13 protein-coding genes are annotated in these 17,749 nt (G+C 67.6%); 1 reads left to right on the top strand and 12 read right to left on the bottom strand.

Going from position 1 to position 17,749, the window contains the following annotated elements:
• Nucleotides 1-24: 24 nt before the first annotated feature.
• From NUV79_RS12390 to NUV79_RS12375, 4 genes are all read right to left on the bottom strand, one after another.
• Nucleotides 25-1,023 (bottom strand): extracellular solute-binding protein, encoded by a 999-nt coding sequence (locus tag NUV79_RS12390; RefSeq protein WP_257733387.1) that lies wholly within the window; start codon nt 1,021-1,023, stop codon nt 25-27.
• 80 nt (nt 1,024-1,103) lie between these two features.
• The gene (locus NUV79_RS12385) at nt 1,104-2,744 is read right to left on the bottom strand and encodes an ABC transporter permease (RefSeq protein ID WP_257733386.1); all 1,641 of its coding nucleotides are present in this window, start codon (nt 2,742-2,744) and stop codon (nt 1,104-1,106) included.
• A complete protein-coding gene (locus NUV79_RS12380; RefSeq protein WP_257733385.1) occupies nt 2,741-3,799 on the bottom strand; it encodes an ABC transporter ATP-binding protein in 1,059 nt (352 codons plus the stop codon). Before NUV79_RS12380 ends, NUV79_RS12385 begins: the two co-directional genes overlap by 4 nt.
• A gap of 69 nt (nt 3,800-3,868) precedes the next feature.
• Nucleotides 3,869-4,663, bottom strand: a complete 795-nt coding sequence (locus NUV79_RS12375) for an inositol monophosphatase family protein (protein WP_257733384.1) — start codon at nt 4,661-4,663, stop codon at nt 3,869-3,871.
• Nucleotides 4,664-4,803: 140 nt separating this feature from the next.
• Between NUV79_RS12375 and NUV79_RS12370 the strand changes: the two genes are divergently transcribed.
• Nucleotides 4,804-5,580 (top strand): DeoR/GlpR family DNA-binding transcription regulator, encoded by a 777-nt coding sequence (locus NUV79_RS12370; protein WP_257733466.1) that lies wholly within the window; start codon nt 4,804-4,806, stop codon nt 5,578-5,580.
• Nucleotides 5,581-5,632: 52 nt separating this feature from the next.
• On the opposite strand, the gene NUV79_RS12365 is transcribed toward NUV79_RS12370, so the two are convergent.
• From NUV79_RS12365 to bcsA, 8 genes are all read right to left on the bottom strand, one after another.
• Entirely contained in the window at nt 5,633-6,634 is a 1,002-nt protein-coding gene (locus NUV79_RS12365; protein ID WP_257733383.1) for a 4-hydroxyproline epimerase, read from the bottom strand.
• 10 nt (nt 6,635-6,644) lie between these two features.
• Complete coding sequence (locus NUV79_RS12360; protein ID WP_257733465.1) at nt 6,645-7,886, bottom strand: NAD(P)/FAD-dependent oxidoreductase; 1,242 nt, start codon at nt 7,884-7,886, stop codon at nt 6,645-6,647.
• A gap of 123 nt (nt 7,887-8,009) precedes the next feature.
• Nucleotides 8,010-8,969, bottom strand: a complete 960-nt coding sequence (locus NUV79_RS12355; protein WP_257733382.1) for a dihydrodipicolinate synthase family protein — start codon at nt 8,967-8,969, stop codon at nt 8,010-8,012.
• A gap of 159 nt (nt 8,970-9,128) precedes the next feature.
• Complete coding sequence (locus tag NUV79_RS12350) at nt 9,129-9,839, bottom strand: GntR family transcriptional regulator (protein ID WP_257733381.1); 711 nt, start codon at nt 9,837-9,839, stop codon at nt 9,129-9,131.
• 117 nt (nt 9,840-9,956) lie between these two features.
• Entirely contained in the window at nt 9,957-12,104 is a 2,148-nt protein-coding gene (locus NUV79_RS12345) for a tetratricopeptide repeat protein (RefSeq protein ID WP_257733380.1), read from the bottom strand.
• Entirely contained in the window at nt 12,095-13,093 is a 999-nt protein-coding gene (locus NUV79_RS12340; RefSeq protein ID WP_257733379.1) for a family 8 glycosyl hydrolase, read from the bottom strand. Before NUV79_RS12340 ends, NUV79_RS12345 begins: the two co-directional genes overlap by 10 nt.
• 17 nt (nt 13,094-13,110) lie before the next feature.
• On the bottom strand, nt 13,111-15,564 hold the full coding sequence (locus NUV79_RS12335; protein ID WP_257733378.1) for a cellulose biosynthesis cyclic di-GMP-binding regulatory protein BcsB: 2,454 nt from the start codon (nt 15,562-15,564) through the stop codon (nt 13,111-13,113).
• On the bottom strand, nt 15,561-17,744 hold the full coding sequence (gene bcsA, locus NUV79_RS12330) for a UDP-forming cellulose synthase catalytic subunit (protein ID WP_257733377.1): 2,184 nt from the start codon (nt 17,742-17,744) through the stop codon (nt 15,561-15,563). Before bcsA ends, NUV79_RS12335 begins: the two co-directional genes overlap by 4 nt.
• Nucleotides 17,745-17,749 lie beyond the last annotated feature (5 nt).

The following is a 17,749-nucleotide window of genomic DNA, read 5'->3' as shown; positions in this document are numbered from 1 at the left end:
GAGAACTATCGGGTTGCGGCCCGCTTACTTCGTGGCTGTGCCGTAGGACTGCCAGCGCTTGAGGAACTCATCGCGCTTGGCGGCGGCCTCGTCCTCGTCGATGGCGAAGACCTTGACGCTGTCGATCGCCGGCAGCTCGACATGCTTGGAGACGTCGATATCGCTGCGGCTCGGCCGGCGGAAGGCGTTCTCCAGCAAGGCGATCTGGGCTTCCTTCGACAGCATCAGGTCATAGGCTGCCTTGGCGTTGGCGCCGGCCGGCGCGCCCTTGACCAGCACCTGGAACTCCGGCGTCGAGAAGGTGCCCTCGGCCGGATAGAGCAGCGAGATCTCGCGCTGGCCGCCGGCGACATAGGCATAGGCGTTCGACTCGAAGGTCAGCCCGATGGCGAATTCGCCCTGGCCGACGGCGCGCAGCACCGTCGATGCGGCGCTGGAGACGGTCAGGTTGGCGGCGAGCGCCTTCAGGCCGTCCGGCCCCATCAGCTTGTCGACGCCCCAGAGGATGGTGAAGGCGGTCGAGCTGTTGGCGGGGTCGGCGATGATGATCTTGCCCTTGAAGGCGGGGTCGATCAGGTCCTTCCAGGTCTTCGGCGCCGGCTTCCCGCCGAGCTGGTTCTTGTTGATCATCGCCACCACGAGATGGACGTTCGAGGCGGTCCAGAGATTCTCCGGGTGACGCAGCGCAGCCGGAATGGCGGATGCGGCCGGGGAAGCATAGGATTCGAAGAGCTGCTTGAAGGCGCCGAGCGTGTTGGCGCTGGAGCTCCAGAAGATGTCGGCCTGAGGCTTGGCGGCCTCGGCTTCGATGCGGCGCAGCAGCTGGCCCGAGCCGCCGGTGATCGTGCTGATCTTCAGGTTGGGCTGCTTTTCCTTGGCGACGCCGAGCACGGCATCGACCGATTGCGCGTTATTGGAGGTGTAGAGCACGACGGTGCCCGAGGCGCTTTGCGCGAATGCGGGCGCTGCGGCCATGCCGGCGAGGCCGGCGAGCACGGTGCGGCGGTCGATCAGGTGGGTCATGTTCGTTCCTTTCACTCCGCCTTCCCCTCTGAGCGCGGGCGGCAGGCGGCGCCGGCCCGGCCTTGTGTTGGTCGGTTCGTTCAGCTCTTCGACGAGAACAGGTCGATCTTGAAGACGCGGGTCGCGACGATGATCGGGATCAGGATCACCGCGACCAGCACGAGGCCATAAGCCGAGGCCGGGGCCATCAGGTTGGAGTCGATCAGCTTGTAGATCTGGATCGGCATGGTCTCGCGCCCGCCGGAATAGACGATGATCGAGGCCGAGAGCTCGGCGACAGTGGTCGTCCAGGTCAGTACCGCAGCGGCGGCGACGGCCGGCAGCATCAAGGGCAGCACGACCTTGAAGAAGGTCGAGACCGGCGGCACGCCGAGGCTGATCGACGCTTCCTCGATCGAGTTCGGGATGTTGTAGAGCGTCGAGGACGCGTTGCGGATGCCGAAGGGCAGGCGGCGCACGATATAGGCGAGCACGATGATGCTGGCCGTGCCGGTGAGCGGCAGGAAGCCGGTGTTGAAGGACATGATCAGGCCGATGCCGATGATCGTGCCGGACAAGGCCAGCGGCAGTGCCGTCAGGTAGTCGAGCGCGGGCGTCAGAATGTTGCGCTTCTTGACGATGAGATAGCTGACGATGGCCGAGAAGGTGATGCCGATCGCGGTCGCTGCGGCCGAGTAGAGCAGCGTGTTGATCACCGGATCGGGCGCGATCCTGACGAGGCGCTCGACATGCGCCGTGGTCCATTCGCCCCAGCGCATGACCGGGCCGCGCGAGACGGTGAAGGCGCCGACGACGATCGAGCCCAGCGGCAAGAGCGAGACGATGACGAGGAGCCCGGCGGCCAGCCCGATGAAGAGGCCAGGCAGGCCGCGCAGCTTCTCGGCCCGCGCGCCACGTCCTTGCGTGACCTCGTGGCGGCCGCGCGAGACGATCCAGCGCTGGACGAAGAGCACGATCATGACCAGCGCGATCGAGACGGTCGCGAGCGTCGACTGCATCACCGGGTCGGAGCCGCCTTCGGCGACCGCGGCCTGGTAGGTCAGGACCGAGAGCAGCGGCACGCGGCTGCCGAGGATGGTGGCAGTGGCGAAGTTGCCGACGACGAGCGTGAAGACCAGCAGCGCGCTTGCCAGAACCGAGGGCAGCACCACCGGCAACATGACGTTGAGGCGCGAGCGGGCGGGCGAGGTGCCGAGGCTCTGCGCGGCCTCCTCGAGCTGGACGTCGAAGCCGCGGATGGCGGCGAGCGTGCCGATATAGGTGTAGGTGTAATAGGTGAAGGTCATCACCGTGATCAGGCCGGGCCAGCCGTAGAAGCTCGGCATGTCGATGCCGTGGCCGCCGAGCCAGCGCGTGATGAAGCCGTTATTGCCAAGCATCATCAGCCAGGTCTGGGCGGCGATGACCTCGGGAATGACCAGCGTGACCAGCGGCAGCACCGCGACGATGCCCTTGCCGGGAAAGTCGAAGCGCGCGGTGAAATAGGCGAGCGGCACGCCGATCAGCGTCGTGGTCAGCGTCACGGCGATGCCGAGCACGATGGTGTTGAGGATGGCGGCGAAATATTTGGGGTCGCCGGCCAATGTCACCCAGCCGTTGCGGCCACCGCTGCCGATGGAGCCGGTCAGCACGTTGAGCAGGGGATAGAGCAGGAAGACGGCCAGGATCGCCAGCGCCAGCGCGGAGAACCAGAACCAGATCGAGCTGAACTGGCGGGTCATGACGCGAGCACCAGCGTGCGGGCGGGATCGAAGCCGAGGCCGACCGCCGCGCCGGGCTCGAAGCGGTCATGCGCGCCGCTCTGCAGGTCGACCGCGAGCACGCGCCCGCTGTCGAGCGCGACCTTGTAGCTGGTCTTGCCGCCGAGATACTGGCGATGCGCGATCTTGCCCGGCAGCGTGCCGGCCGTGCCGGGCTCGGCCAGCAGGATATCCTCGGGACGCGCGACCAGAGTCGCCTTGCCGGCGGCCAGCGCCGCCGGGGCGCGGGCCGTGATGGCGGCGCCGTCGAGGGCGATGGTCGCGGTCTCACCGGCCTGCCGCGCGGCGGTCTCGACCGCCATGATGTTGGCGCCGCCGACGAAATCGGCGACATAGCCGGTGCGCGGCTCGCGGTAGATCTGGGCGGGCGTGCCGACCTGCTCGAGCCGGCCCTGATTCATCACGCCGATCCGGTCGGACATGGCGAGCGCCTCTTCCCGGTCATGGGTGACGAAGACCGTGGTGATCTTCGCCTCGCGCTGGAGCTCGACGATGGTCTCGCGCACCTGGAGGCGCAGCTTGGCATCGAGATTGGAGAGCGGCTCGTCCATCAGCAGCACTTTCGGCTGGATGACGAGGGCGCGCGCCAGCGCAACGCGCTGGCGCTGGCCGCCGGAGAGCGCGGCCGGATGGCGGCTACCCAGATGGCCGAGGCCGACGCGCTCCAGTGCCGCCTGGACCCTGGGCTTGATCGCGCTTTCCGCCAGCTTGCGGGCGCGCAGGCCATAGGCGACGTTGTCGAACACGGTCTTGTCCGGGAAGAGCGCGTAGTCCTGGAAGCACATGCCGATATCGCGCTTGTGCGGCGGCAGATGCGTCACCTCCGTGCCGCCGAAGCGCATATGCCCGCGCTCGGCGGGGACGAAGCCGGCGATGGTGCGCAGAAGCGTGGTCTTGCCGCAGCCAGACGGGCCGAGCAGCGTGAAGAACGTGCCCGGCTCGATCGTCAATGCCAGCCCGTCGATCACACGCTGACCGCCATAGGCGACGGCCAGATCCTCGATCGCAATGCCCATCTCGTCGTCCCCTCTGACTGAAGCTCCGGCGGATCGGCGCCGTCTCGGAGCGAATGGTCTGTAGTCGGCTTAACGCTTCATCGCGGTCTCGACGAGTCCCAGCATCTCGCGGTGACGGGCCGGATCGCCGGCCGCCATGATGCGCTTGCCCGTCCGGTGATCGATCGGCCGCCCGTCCCAGTCGGTGATGACGCCGCCGGCGCCTTCGATGATCGGGCGGAAGGGCGCGAAATCCCAGAGCTTCAGACGCGTGTCGAAGGCGGCATCGGTGCGCCCCGAGGCCAGCAGGCCGAAGCTCATGCAGGCGCCGCCCCAGATGCGCCAGGCGGTCGCGGCACGCATGGCGTCGAGCGCCGGGGTCTCTTCCGCGTCGAAGAAGTCGGGATTGCTCGCGGAGAGGATGGCCTCGCCGAGCGCACCGCAGGCGCGGGTACGGCAGGGGCGTCCGTTATGCGTGGTGGGGCTGCCCTTGACGCCAATCCAGCGATCGCCGGTGATCGGGTGGTCGATGATCCCCAGGATCGGCTCGCCTTCCTTCATGAGGGCGATCAGCGAGCCGTAGACCGGCAGGCCGGCGATGAAGGCGGCGGTGCCATCGATCGGATCGAGCACCCAGACCAGATCGGCGTCACCATCGGAGGGAGCCTCCTCCTCGCCGATGATGCCGTGGGTGGGGAAACGGTCTGCAAGCATTTCGCGCATGCGTCGCTCGATGCGAGCGTCGAGCGCGGTGACGAAGCTGCGATCGGGCTTGACCTCGACATCGGGGCGGACGGTCGCCGCATCGCGCAGGATCGCGCCGCTCTCCGTCGCTAGCTGGAGGGCGAAGGCCAGCCACTCGTCCTGATTGTTCCCGGCGCGCATCCGCTATCCCCGATCACTCTGGAGATGGCTTAGCATTCGTGGATATCTGTGGCAATGTGTATTTATGTGTATTTTATGGAGGCTCTGGTTGTGCGCTGCTGCGAGCGGTGCCATGAGCGTTGCGGAGGAGGCGATTGCATATGTGGCAAGGTGATCGAAAGCAGCGCATCGGCACGCTTCTCGAGACATTCGGTAGCGTTTCGGTCGAGAGGTTGGCCCAGGAGTTCGAGGTCTCCCACGAGTCGATCCGCCGCGATCTCGTCGCCATGGAGCGGAACGGCCGCTTGCGGCGCATCCACGGTGGAGCGGTCAGCCTTCCCGCAGAGCAGGACGCGTCCTACGGAGCCCGTTCCACGGTCCGGCTGCAGGAGAAGCGCGCCATCGCACTGGCTGCGCTGGCCCTGATCAAAAGCGGCCAGACACTGTTCCTCGACGGGGGAACCACGACGGCGGCACTGGCGGAGGAACTGAAGAGCGTTCCCGAGCTCAACATCCTCACGAACTCGCTGCAGGTCGCGACGAGCATGGCCTCGACCCAGCAGAGGATGGGCAGCCGTGTCTTCCTGCTCGGTGGTGCGATCGTGCATGAGCCGCCGGAGACCGGCGGCGCATCGACGATCAACGACATCTATCGCTTCAAGGCCGACGTGGCGCTGCTGTCGCCCTTCGGCGTCGACGTGGACGGCGCGGCGACCAACTTCTTCGAGCACACGGCGGAGATCGCCCGGGCCATGGTCGCCAATTCGGCCAGCGTCGTCCTGATCGCCGATCATTCCAAGATCGGCGTGACGAGCCGTGTCCGCTTCTGTGAGCTCGATCGGGTTTCCGCCATCGTGACCGACAGGAAGGCGAGGCGGTTGCCGGCTCTCGCTGCGCTGTCGACCGTCGTCGGACGCGTCATCGTCGCCAATGGCTAGGGCATCGGGGCGACCAGCGCTCTGCTGAGATGAAGCGGGCCGCCGAGGCCCCTCACGTCACCACGAAGCCGTGGGCGAAGGGGTCGCGATCGTCGATGAAGATCGTGTTGTAGCCGGTCATCCGGGCCCAGCCGGCGATGGAGGGGATGATCGCGGGCCGGTTGGCGACGGTCAGGGCAGCCTCGACCCGGCCCTTGAACAGCGAACCGATGATCGATTCATGCACGAACTCGTCGCCGACGGCGAGCTTGCCCTTGGCGGCGAGCTGCGCCATCCGGGCCGAGGTGCCGGTGCCGCAGGGCGAGCGGTCGATCGCCTTGTCGCCGTAGAACACGGCGTTGCGGGCATGCGCCTCCGGCTTCGTCGCCTTGCCGGTCCACTGGATATGGCTGAGGCCCTGGATCTCAGGGTGCTCGGGATGGATGAACTCGTATTTCCTGTTCAGCGCCGTGCGCAGCTTCGGCGACCAGCCGATCAGCTCGCCGGCGGTATGGTCGATCATGTCCCGGAAATTCTTCTGCGGCTCGACGATGGCGTAGAAATTGCCGCCATAGGCGACGTCGACGACGATCTCGCCGAGACCCTCGACCTCGGCCGTCAGGCCCTCGGCATAGAGGAAGCCCGGCACATTGGTCAGGCGGACCTCCTCGACGAAGCGGCCTTCCTGGCGATAGCTGATATCGACCTTGCCGGCGGGCGCGTCGATCGAGAGCTTGCCGGGCTCGCGCGGGGTGATCAGCCCGTTCTCGATGCCCATGGTGATCGTGCCGATGGTGCCGTGGCCGCACATCGGCAGGCAGCCCGAGGTCTCGATGAAGAGCACGGCGACGTCGCAATCGGGGCGGGTCGGCGGGTAGAGGATCGAGCCCGACATCATGTCGTGGCCGCGCGGCTCGAACATCAGACCGGTGCGGATCCAGTCGAATTCGCGCAGGAAATGGGCGCGCTTCTCCAGCATGTTGTTGCCTTCGAGCCGCGGGCCGCCGCCGGATACGAGGCGCACCGGATTGCCGCAGGTGTGGCCGTCGATGCAGGAGAAGGTGTGGCTGGCCATGGTCCGACTCTCAGAAGCGCTGCGGTGAGAAGGAAGCGATGTCGATGGCCGGCGGCCGGTCCGTCAAGAGATCGGCGACCAGCCGGGCGGTGCCGGCCGATTGCGTCAGGCCGAGATGGCCATGGCCGAAGGCATAGATCACGCGCGGCGTGGCGCGAGCGCGGCCGATCGCCGGCAGGCTGTCCGGCAGCGAGGGGCGGAAGCCCATCCATTGCACGCCGTCATCGGGCCGGAGACCGTGCAGGAAGGTGCGGGCCTTGGCCAGCATCGCCTCCGAGCGGCGGAAATTCGGGGCTAAGTCGAGCCCGCCGAGCTCGACGGCCCCGCCGACGCGGATGCCGATCGAGAGCCGGCTGACGACGAAGCCATGGCCGCCGAAGGTGATCTGCGTGCGCAGGTCGAAGGCATCGGGCGGCAGCGTGGTGTTGTAGCCGCGCTCGGTTTCGAGCGGGATGCGTTCGTCGAGGCTGTGCGCGATGCGGTGGGAGAAGGCACCGGCCGCAAGGACGACCTGCGCGGCCTGACGCGGGCGGCCGTCGCGGACATGGACCGCGACGCCGTCGCTGAGCGGCTGCAGACTTTCGACCTCGAGCCGCTCGATGATACCACCGCGGGCGCGGAAATGGTCGGCGAGAGCCAATGTATAGCCCTGCGGATCGGCGATCGAGTACCAGCCGGGGGTGAAGGTGCCGTGGGTGAAGCGCGGAGCGAGGCCGGGCTGGATCGCGGCCATGCCGTCGGCGTCGAGATGCCGGAAGGCGATGCCGTGTTCCTCGCGTGCCTGCCAGCCGGGCAGGGAAGCCTCCAGCTCGGCCTTGCCCTCGTAGACCTGGAGATTGCCGTCCTTGCGCAGCATCCCGAAGGTGCCGGTTTCGTGCAGGAACGGTTCCAGCTCCGCCTTGGACAGGTCCATCAGGGCGGTCTGCGCCGTCGTGGAATGCGCGACGCGGGCAGGCGAGCAGGCGCGCCAGAAGCGGAGCATCCAGGGTGCGATCCTGAGCGCATAGGCCGGCGGTACCGAAAGCGGCCCAAGCGGATCGAGCAGCCATTTCGGCGCCTTGCGCAGGATGCCGGGCGAGGCCAGCGGCAGGATGTCGGTGAAGGCGAAGGCACCGGCATTGCCGGCGGAGGCGCCCGCGGCCGGCCCGGTCTTGTCTAGTACGGCGACCGTCAGGCCGCGCCCCTGCGCCGCGATCGCGGCGGAGAGGCCGACCACGCCGGCGCCTATGACGATGACATCGGGATTGGCCATCTGCGGATGCGTTTCACGAATGCGGGCCGAAAGGTCGCCCCGGCCGGACAGCGGCCCGGGCGCGCCCGACATGGAGCTTTTCGACGCGCGGCGGAAGATGCTCCGCCGCGCGGGGTTGCATGATCAGGCCGCGTATTTGCGCACGGCGTCCTGCTTCGACCAGTCGGCATACCAGGCGTCGAACAGCTTGAGCTGGGCTTCGCAATAGCCGCGCTGGCTGTCGCTCAGCGCATCGGTCTCGTTGAAGTGCAGCGCGTATTCCGCGTCGCCCTTCATCACCATCATGTGCTTGAAGAACAGAACGAGATCCGGGCCCGCATCGAAGGATGAGAGCACGCCGAGCGCCTGCTCCAGTTCCTGCGCGCGGCGGCGCGCCTCGGCATCGCCGGCCGCGGCAGCGACCGAGAGCTTGCAGAGATGGAGCACTTCCTTCGGCAGCACGTTGCCGATACCGGTGATCGCGCCGGTCGCGCCGCAATTGACGTAGCCATGGACGACGGTGGTGTCGATGCCGATCATCAGCGAGACGTCGTCGTCGCGGCTGGTGATGTTCTCGGCCGCATAGCGCATGTCGTCGGCGCCGCCGAATTCCTTGAAGCCGACGAGGTTCGGATGGTCGGCGCGCAGCGCGAAGAACAGGTCGGCGCGGGTGGCGAAGCCGTAATAGGGGCTGTTGTAGATCACGGCCGGCAGCCCGGGCGCGGCGGCCAGGATCGCCTTGAAATGAGCCTTCTGGGCGGCGATGACCGAGCCACGCGACAGGACGCGCGGGATCACCATCAGGCCCTTGGCGCCGACCTTCTGGGCATGGGCGGCGTGCGCCACGGCGGAGGCGGTGTTGACCGCGCCGGTGCCGACGATGACCGGGATGCCGGCCTTCACCAGGCGTTCGACGCCTTCCATGCGCTGCGCATCGGTCAGGAGCGGCCAGTCACCCATAGAGCCGCAATACACGACGGCGGACATGCCGGCGGCGATCAGCTCCTTGCCCTTGCGCACCAGCCCGTCGAAATCGGGCGTGCGGTCGGCGTTGCACGGGGTCATCAGCGCGGGGATCACGCCGGAGAAAATCTGGGCCTTCATCTCGCTCTCCTTCTGGCTGTCATTCTTGCAGAGGCTTCGCCGCCAGAGCCGTGTCCGATCAGATCGCGATCCGATTGGTGCGTGCTCCGGCGGCGCCCCCCTCCGAGCCCTTCATAGCGGTTTGCATATTCTTTGTCGACAAGAATTACACAAGAAGCGTCACAGCGTGACGTCGAGGCGTTCCTCTCCGATCATAAGTTTCTGAATCTGCTGCACGATCTGCTCGGCGTGCGCCTTTCCGAGGCGATCGGCCAAGGTGGTGTCGCGTGCCACGATGGCGGCGATCATGGCCTCGTGCTCGTCGACGAACTGCTGGGGCAGCCGGTCGTCATAGGACTGGTAGTAGAGCCGCAGGAAGCGGCGGCCCTCGTCGAGGAGGCGGCTGAACAGGCCGTTGAAATAGGGATTGCGGCCAGCCTCGGCGATGGCGGCATGGAAGGCGGCGTTGGTGGCGATCATCGCGAGGGCATCCTGCGCCTTCACGGCGGCGGCGAATTCAGCCTGCCGGGCCTGGATCGCCTCGAGGTCGGCCGGACGGCGGTTCTGCGCGGCGAGCTGCGTCGTCACGCGGTACATCAGCGTCAGCGCGTCGAAGAAGGGCGACATGTTGAGGAAGTCGAGATTCGCCACCATGGTCGAACGGTTCGGCAGCGTGTCGATCAGCCCTTCGCCAGCCAATCGTACCAGCGCCTCGCGGATCGGCGTGCGCGACATGCTGAAGCGCTCGGCAAGCTGCACCTCGTCAATCGGACTGCCGGGCGGCAGGACGAGATCGAGGATTTCATTGCGCAGCAGGTCATAGACGAATTTCACGCCCGAGCCGCGCTTGCGCTCCGGGGCGGGCGCTGCCTTGTTCTTGGTGGCTTTCATGGGGAATCCTCTTGTCGACAAGAGGAATACTGTTGACGCGCTCGCGGATCAATCAGGTGTCGGCGCTTCACCACGTCATGACGGCCGTCATCACCTGAAAAGCGGCCGATTCCCGCCTCAATACCGGTTGAGGCGGGTGGCGTCGCGGATCGCCGTGATACCCGACAAGGCCTCGGACGACCTGTTCACCTTGTACAGGGTTTCGAAGATGCGCCCGGCATCGTCGTAACGGCCGAGATTGTAATAGGCCCAGCCGCGCATCAGCATCAGGTCGGTCGTCTCGGGGGCATGCCGGCGCCGTTCCGACAGGGTGAGCAGGGCTCCGTTGAAATCCTTCGCCTCGTACTGGGCATAGAACCGTTCCGACAGAAGCAAGGTGGCAAGTTCCCGGCGTCGCGCGGGCGGCAGGTTGGTGGCACCGGCTACGGCGGCGGCTTCGCTGGTCAGGCCCTGCTGGATCTTGGCATAGGTCAGGCCGGTGGCGGCATCGGCCGCGACCTCGGCATTGCCGCTGCGCCGTGCCGCCTCGAAAGCCTGTGCAGCAGCAACCGGGCGCTTGAGATTGAGCAGGCACCAGCCGCGCTGCAAGGCGGCAGCGCCGGAGCTGCCGTTGCCGCAATTGCCGCCGACGGGGCGGGGCGCGGCGGCGCGCCCGGTGGCTGCCATCTCCTCGCGCTCGACCGGGCTCCCGCGGCGGGTGCGTACCGTCGGAGCTGGACGTTGTCCGATCGGCTCGGCGGCTGCTTCCGGGCGCGGAACGTCGCGGATTTCCACGGGACGCTCGGTGGTCGCGGCCGGGCGGGCGCGGCGGGGATTGAGCACCTCCGCGATCCGCTGCGAGCGGCTGCCCCATTCGGAGACAAGGGCGCGCAGGCCCGCCTGGTCGCGCTGCCGTTCGCGGACCAGCGCCAGGCCGTAAGCAGCAGGTTCGTAGTTGCGATCCCAGGAGAGCGCGGTCTCGAACCAGGTTCCGGCGGGAGCGGTCTGCCCGGCATTATAGGCATACCAGCCGAGCGCGCCGGCGCCGGGCGCGTATTTGTCCTGCCCGACCGCCCGGGCGATGCGCTCGACCACGGTGCGGTCGAGGCGCGGCGGCGGCTCCTGGGTCAGCAATGCGGTGATGACGTCGAGATAGGCCTTGCGATTGGCTGCACCGGCTTCCAGCCATTGGGCGCCGAGCGTCTCGGCTTCCTGGTACTTCCTGGTCGCGCCCAGCGCGAGAACGGCCCCCTCGGCTGCCTTGGCGCCGCCATTGCGCGCCAGCGCCGTCTGGAACCAGGTCGCGGCCTTGGCCGGCTCGTCGTGATGCAGGGTGTAGAAGCCGAGCAGGATGGCGTCGTCGGGCGTGGTCGCGGCGTTGGCGAGGGCCTCGATGCGCTGGATCTCGGCGGCGGTCGCCTTCTGGGTCGGGTCGTCGGCGGCCTTGCCGATATGGCGCCGGGCGATCTCGTCGCGGATGCTCGCAAACTCGTTCTGCCGCTCCTGGGCGAGAAGCGCATCGACGAGAGCCTCGGGTAGGGTGGCGAGCGCTTTCTGCATCGTGCCGGCGCGCTCGGCCGGATTGGTGCAGTTGGTCAGGACGTAAGCATAGGCGTCGCGGGCGCGTTCGGGCTTGCCGGTCTGGACGAAGGCCTCGGCGACGCGCCAGAGCGCATCGACGCTGGCACAGGTCAGCAGCGCCGGCGTCTCGGTGCCCAGGCGGATGACCTGCTCCCATTGCCGGGCGTTCGATGCGTTGACGAGGCGCTGGCGCGCCTCGGCCGCGTCAAGCTGGGCGATGAGATCGGCGGGCGCTCGCCAGCTCGGATCGGCACTGCCGCGCTGGACGATGGCGGCGCGGATTTCGCCGTGTTTGCCCTCGGCGAAGAGCCGCCACATCCGCTCCAGCTCTGGATCGCCAGCCTGCCCCTGAGAGGCAGGATCGGTCGACGGCTTCCATTCCGGATAGAGCGCCCTGAGCCGCGCGAGCTCGGCCTCGTAGCGGCGGGTATCACCCTGCGTCGCGAAGTAGCGCAAGGCGGTTTCGTCGACCTTGGGCGCTGGTGACGGAGGTGTTGCCGGGCGGTCCGGCGAAGCGGCTTGCGCGATTTCGTTCGCTGCCGGAGCGGGCAGGCTCTGCGGGGATTGTTGAGGAGCCTGTGCCTGCGCGGGCTGGATGATCGGCTGCGCCGGTTCGCGCGATGCGGTGTCATGGCCGTAGCGGCCGAGCGCGTAGAAGGCGAGGCCTGAGACTGCCACGGCGATGAGGACGGGTTTCACAGGCATTGCGGATACCTCTCGCTGAGCATCGAGAGGGTGAGAAGATGCAGCGTCGACGGGTAATAGGCGGTGGGCTGGAATGTCCTGAGCTCAGCCGGCACCGGCGTGTCATCAAGCGCGCAGGCCATCGCGGCGGAGAGGATGCGGTAGCCCGCATCCGGCAGCGGCTCGACCGGCTTGCCGCTGATCACATCGACGACGGCCGTGCCGTCGGCCCAGGCCTGGCGGAAGGGCGCAAGGCGCGCCTTGTCGCCTAGCCCCGCGCGCAGCAGGTAAAGCGGGATACGGATGGCGTTGTAGCCGAACTGGGCCGGGAAGCCTTCGGCCGGCTTCGCGGCGGCCTTGATCGAGAGCCATTCGGGCGCCGGCATCTTGCGCTTGGCGAGATCGTCGAGCAGCTTCAACCCGCTGGCCTGTACCTGCATCCAGCGCTGGTCGCCGGTCAATTTGGCCAGCACCGGAAAGGCTTCGAACACCCAGTAGGAGGGGTTGATCACCGGCCCGTCCGCGCGGTCCTTCTCCGAGAAGCCCACCGCGCCGGGCATCAGCCAGGCCTGCCCGGCATGCTGCCTGAGCGCGACCTTTGCCAGCGCGTTGGCGATCTGGCGGGCAGCGGCGGTGTGGGCCGGCATGTTCCAGCGTGCGCCGGCGCAGGCCAATGCGTGCGCGATCAGAAGATCGCCGTCGCTGGCATTGTTGATGTCGGTGACATGCGGGCTCGCCTTCGGGTCCCAGCGCCAGGCCGCGAGACCGTCATCGCGGATGAGAAGCTCCGTGCGGGTGAAGGCGAATATCTTGGCGAAGGTCGCGCGGTCGTCGGCGAGGCAGGCCAGCAGCAGGCCGTAGCCCTGGCTCTCGCTATGGCTGATGCCGCCGTTCACATCATCGACGACGCGCCCCTCCGCCGTGACGAACTTATCCCGATAGAGCGCCCAGGCATTAGCGGGCACGGCCGCGTATGCGCCCGGCATGAGGCCGAGGAAGACGGCTGCCATGGCTGCGAGGACCCATCTCATGAGCGCCGACCCAACCGCCCGAGCATCAGGGAGGTTCCGATGCCGAGCCCGATGCAGGCAAGCAGCAGAGCCAGCGCGTAGATGCCGATATTGCTCGACATCCAGTTGGCGAAGACCAGCCGCATGTTGGTGAGGCTGAATGGCCGGGTCATGACGAAGGAGGTCCTGTCGGCCGAGATGACATGGGCGTCCTGCGCGCCGCGGAAGGCGGTGATCCGCCCGGCCATGCCGGCCCAGTTGCCGGGCGAGACGATGCGGCTGACCGCGCTCTGCAGGGTCTCGTCGCGGCGCGCGATGAAGGCGGTCCAGACCTGCCGCGTCTCGGGGTCGGCGGCCTGGGCTGCGATCAGTTCGGTTCCCTCCGCCGGCTCGTAGAGCGTGGGCGCTCGCGACGGTGCCCGTAACTGTGCGAAGGAGAGGTCGAAGGTGCTCTGCAGCCACTGGTCGAAGCCGACGAAGTAACGGGCCAGCGGACCGCCGAGCGAGCCGCGCCAGCGATCGCGGACGGCTTCGGTCGTCGGTGCCGCGCCGCCTGAGGCCTCGGGCGTCGCCTCGCGACCCTGCAGGCGGTTGATGACGGCGTCGAAGACGGCCGCGCCTTCCGCATCCGGTGTCACCACCACGGCATCGGCTCGCTGTGGCCAGGTGGCCCGGACATTGTCGGCGATACCGACGCGCGGCAGCAGTCCCGCGGGCATCTGGCCGGCGGTGCCGACGATCAGTGCCGGCCGGTCCCCGACCAGCGCGGGGTTGTTCACGACATCGACGGCGAGCGGCCGGCTGGCGTTGCGCGCGATGCGCGCGAGCAGCGTCGCGGCGGCGCTGAGATTGGCGGTGTCCTGCCGGCCCATGATCAGGGCGACGCGCGACGCGACCGAGTAAGGGAAGCCGGTGCCCGCGATCGCCGCGAGATTGGGGCTGACGCCGATCTTGGCGAAGTCCGGCATGGAGAGGACAGAGGTATCGAACAGGGCGAAGCGGCTCTTGCCCGGCAGCGTCGCGCCGGGGCCGCAGGCGAGGTCCGACTTCGTCAACGTCACCGCCTCGAACCAGATCTCGTTGATGCCCGGCTGGAAATGCCGCAGCGGGATGGTGATCGGGAATTGCTGGAAGAGCCCGCCCGTCGCCGCATTGAGCGGCACGGTCGCTGCGACATTGCCGTTGACGAAGATCTCGATATGGCTGTCGCCCGGCAGGACCTCCTGCGAATAGGCACCGTCCAGATAGAGCGTCGTCTCGCCATAGGCGTTGGCATAGAAATCGCCGGGCATCGCGACGACCGCGCGCACGCGCATGCGCCTGCCGGTCGATTCCTGCGTGGGGATGCCCAGCTCGGAGAAGCGGATCGCCTGCCGGTCGGAAATGAAGGGCGCGTCCGGCAGGTGCCAGCTCGCGGTGTCCATGGTCTTGCGGTTGATATTGGCCGGCCGGGAGACCGGCGTGGTCAGGAGCTTCGCGATCAGGGCTTCGAGATCGGGCCAGCCTTCGCCGGTGACGAGCAGGAGATCGCTGCTTTTCTGCGCGGGTACGAAGCCGAGGAAGCTGCGGCCATTCGCTTCGGCGGGGAGCGTGCCGAGCAGCGCGCGCATCTCCTCGTTCGTCCCGAGCGCCACGGTGAGCGTGCCCGGCCGGAGGCGCGCCGGCATTTGCTCGGCCACCGTCACCGCGACCTGCCCATAGCGGCCGCGCAGCGCGAGTGCCTGCGCCGTGGCGAGGATGCTGCCGGCGGCAACGCCTCGCGAGGCGCCGGGCGCGACGATGACGATGTTTGTCTGCCCGCCTTCGTCGGCGCCGATGGCGGCGAGGTCGTCGATGCCGCGCAAGGCCGATGGCCGGGCGCTCGCGTTCCTGAAGCTCAGGCGCGTGCCGGCGCCGTCGATGCGCGTCCAGAGCTCATAGGTCGAGCCCACCGTGCAGTCGGTGCGATGGCGCTGCACGGCCTCGAAGCCGATCGTGTTCTGGCCCGCCCGGAGCAGGCCCTTGCGCAAGGCGACGGAGGTCCGCTTCAGCCGATCGGACGAGGCGATCGGCATTTCGCTGACGCGCTCGCCGTTGATCCGGACCGTGAGGCGCGAGGCTTCCGGCATAACCACGAGCGCGTTCTGGAAAGCGATGTCGAGGTTCAGCTCGGCTGCCGCCTCGTCCTGCGTCAGGTAGAACGCCCAGTTGCGCATGTCGCTCTCGCCTTCGAGCGTGACGCGCGCCGCCGGCAGGAGCGGCTTGAACAGGAGGGCGGAGGCAGCTGCCGCCGGAGCCTCCGCCGGAGCTGCGGCAGGAGCGGGGCTGGCGGGCGGAGGAGCGCTTGCCGGAGCCTGCATGGGCGGCGCGATCATGAACGGTGCCGGGCCCGGCTGGGCGGGTGGTGCTTCCTGCGCCGGGAGCGGCCCGGTTGTGAGCAGGGCCGAGGCGGCGATCGCGGCCAGATGCGTGGAAAACCGGATGCGCTTCATTCCGCAGCTCCCGGCCGGGTGGTCGAACGGGACAGGCGGTAGAGGCCGAAGAAATAGGAAAGACCGCGGCTTGTCTGGAAAACAGCCAGGCGCATGAAGCGCAGTGTTCCCAGGATCACGCCGGGGTTATGGCGCCGCGCCTTCTGGAAGCGGCTCCAGTTCTCGGCGTCGGAGAAGGCCAGGTCCGCGATGATGCGGCTATGCAAGGGCTCGGCCGGCTCGTAGCTGCAGCCAAGCAGCAAGCCCTTGTCGTCCAGCTCGCGCCGCCGGACGCGGACGGGCAGCGCGCCGGCAGGCATGTCGATCGTGGTCTCGAATGTGATCTCCCCGGCGGTATCGACCGGCAGCTTGTCGAACTCCTTCGACATCACCCTGATGGCGATGCCGTCGACGGAGACGTTTTCCGTGATGACCCGGGCCTTGCGTCCGTCGATGCTGATCTCGCCGCGGCGCTTGACCGCGAAGCGCCGTGCGCCGCGTCCTTCCGGCCGCTCGGAGACGACGCCGAGCGCGCAGCCCGCCATCAGCAGGTTGAGCATGTTCCACAGGCCGACGACCAGGGTGATGTCGGCGTTATAGGGCTCCGTGATCGTGCGCCAGTAGGTGGCGCCGACGCCGAGCGCGAGCACGGCGAAGATGATGAAGAACGGCCGGCCGAGCTCGGAGACGCGCCTTGTCTCCAGCGACTCGTTCTTGGCGGTGACCTTGAAGGTCGGCTTGCTCGGGTTGAGCAGCACCGAGATCACGGCCGGTAGCAGGTAGACCGACTGGATGAACTCGTAGAGCTCGGAGATCCAGGGCCAGCGATAGCGGCCATAGAGGTAGTTCTGCATCATCAGGTTCACCACCATGTAGCTCAGCACATAGGCGATGAACTCGGGCCCGGAGGCGACGAAGATTTCCAGGCCGAAGAACAGGTAGAACAGGGGCGCGACGAGGAAGGTCAGCCGGGCGAAGGGGAAGAGCCAGAACAGGGCCGAGGAGGAGTAGCAGAGGCGCTGCGGCAGCGAGAGACCGCGCTTGAACATCGGGCGGTGGAACATGAGAATCTGCATCATGCCCTGCGCCCAGCGCGAGCGCTGGCCGATGAAGCTGGTGAAGGTCGCCGGCTGAAGCCCGGCGATCAATGGCTTGTCGACATAGACGCTGTGCCAGCCGGTGGCGTGCAGGGTGATCGCGGTCTCCGCATCCTCGGTGATGCTGCGCCCGGAGAAGCCGTTGGTGGTCTCGAGCGCGGTCCGCCTGAGCACCGCGGCCGAGCCGCAGAAGAAGGAGGCATCCCATTTGTCGAGGCCGCGCTGGATGATGCCGTAGAACATCTCGTTCTCGGAGGGCATCGAGCGGAAGGTCTGGAGATTGCGCTCCAGGGGGTCCGGGTTGATGAAGAAATGCGGCGTCTGGACGAGGAAGAGCTTCGGGTCCTGCCCGAAATAGCCGATCGTCTCGGTCAGGAAGCTGCGCGCCGGGGCATGATCGGCGTCGAAGACGACGATCAGCTCGCCCTTGGAATGCGCGATGCCGTTGTTGAGATTGCCGGCCTTGGCGCTGATATTGCGCTCGCGCGTGAGATAGGTGACCCCGAGCCCCTCGCAGAGCTTCTGCAGCGTCGCGCGGCGCTCGCGGGCGGCGCTGGCTGCGGCGAAATCGTCGGCATTGCACTTCTCGTCGGTGGCGCCGTCGTCGAGCAGATAGATCGTCAGGCGGTCCGCTGGATAGTCCATCGCCAGTGCCGCCGAGAGCGTCGTCGCCAGCAGCTCCGGCTCCTCGTTATAGGACGGCACGAAGACATCGACCGTCGGCGCGTTCGCGAGGTCGATCGGCGGCGTCTCGCGCTTGCGCAGCGGCATCGCCACCACGAAGAGGCTCAAACCCAGCATGCCGATATTGTAGAGTTCGGCGAGATAGACGATCAGGCCGGGGATGAAGTCCTCGAGCTGGTTGACCGGCGGCAGCGTGCTGGTCGTGCGCCAGTAGACGTAGCGCAGCACGATCGCCGTTCCCAGGCCGAGCGCGATCAGCCGCCAGACGCCGTAAGGCCGCAGGAACTTGAGCACGACCATCGCGCCGACCACGATCGTGCCGGCGATCAGATGCGCCTGCAGGCTGATCGGCAGGGTCACGAGCGCGATGACGACGATCGCGGTCAGGGCCCAGAAAATGACGTAGCTCGCGGTTCGCATCGGGT

It is taken from the genome of Allobosea sp. 47.2.35 (assembly GCF_024655635.1).
In the GTDB taxonomy this organism is placed as follows: Bacteria; Pseudomonadota; Alphaproteobacteria; order Rhizobiales; family Beijerinckiaceae; genus Allobosea.
This window is presented reverse-complemented; position numbering and strand designations above follow the sequence as displayed.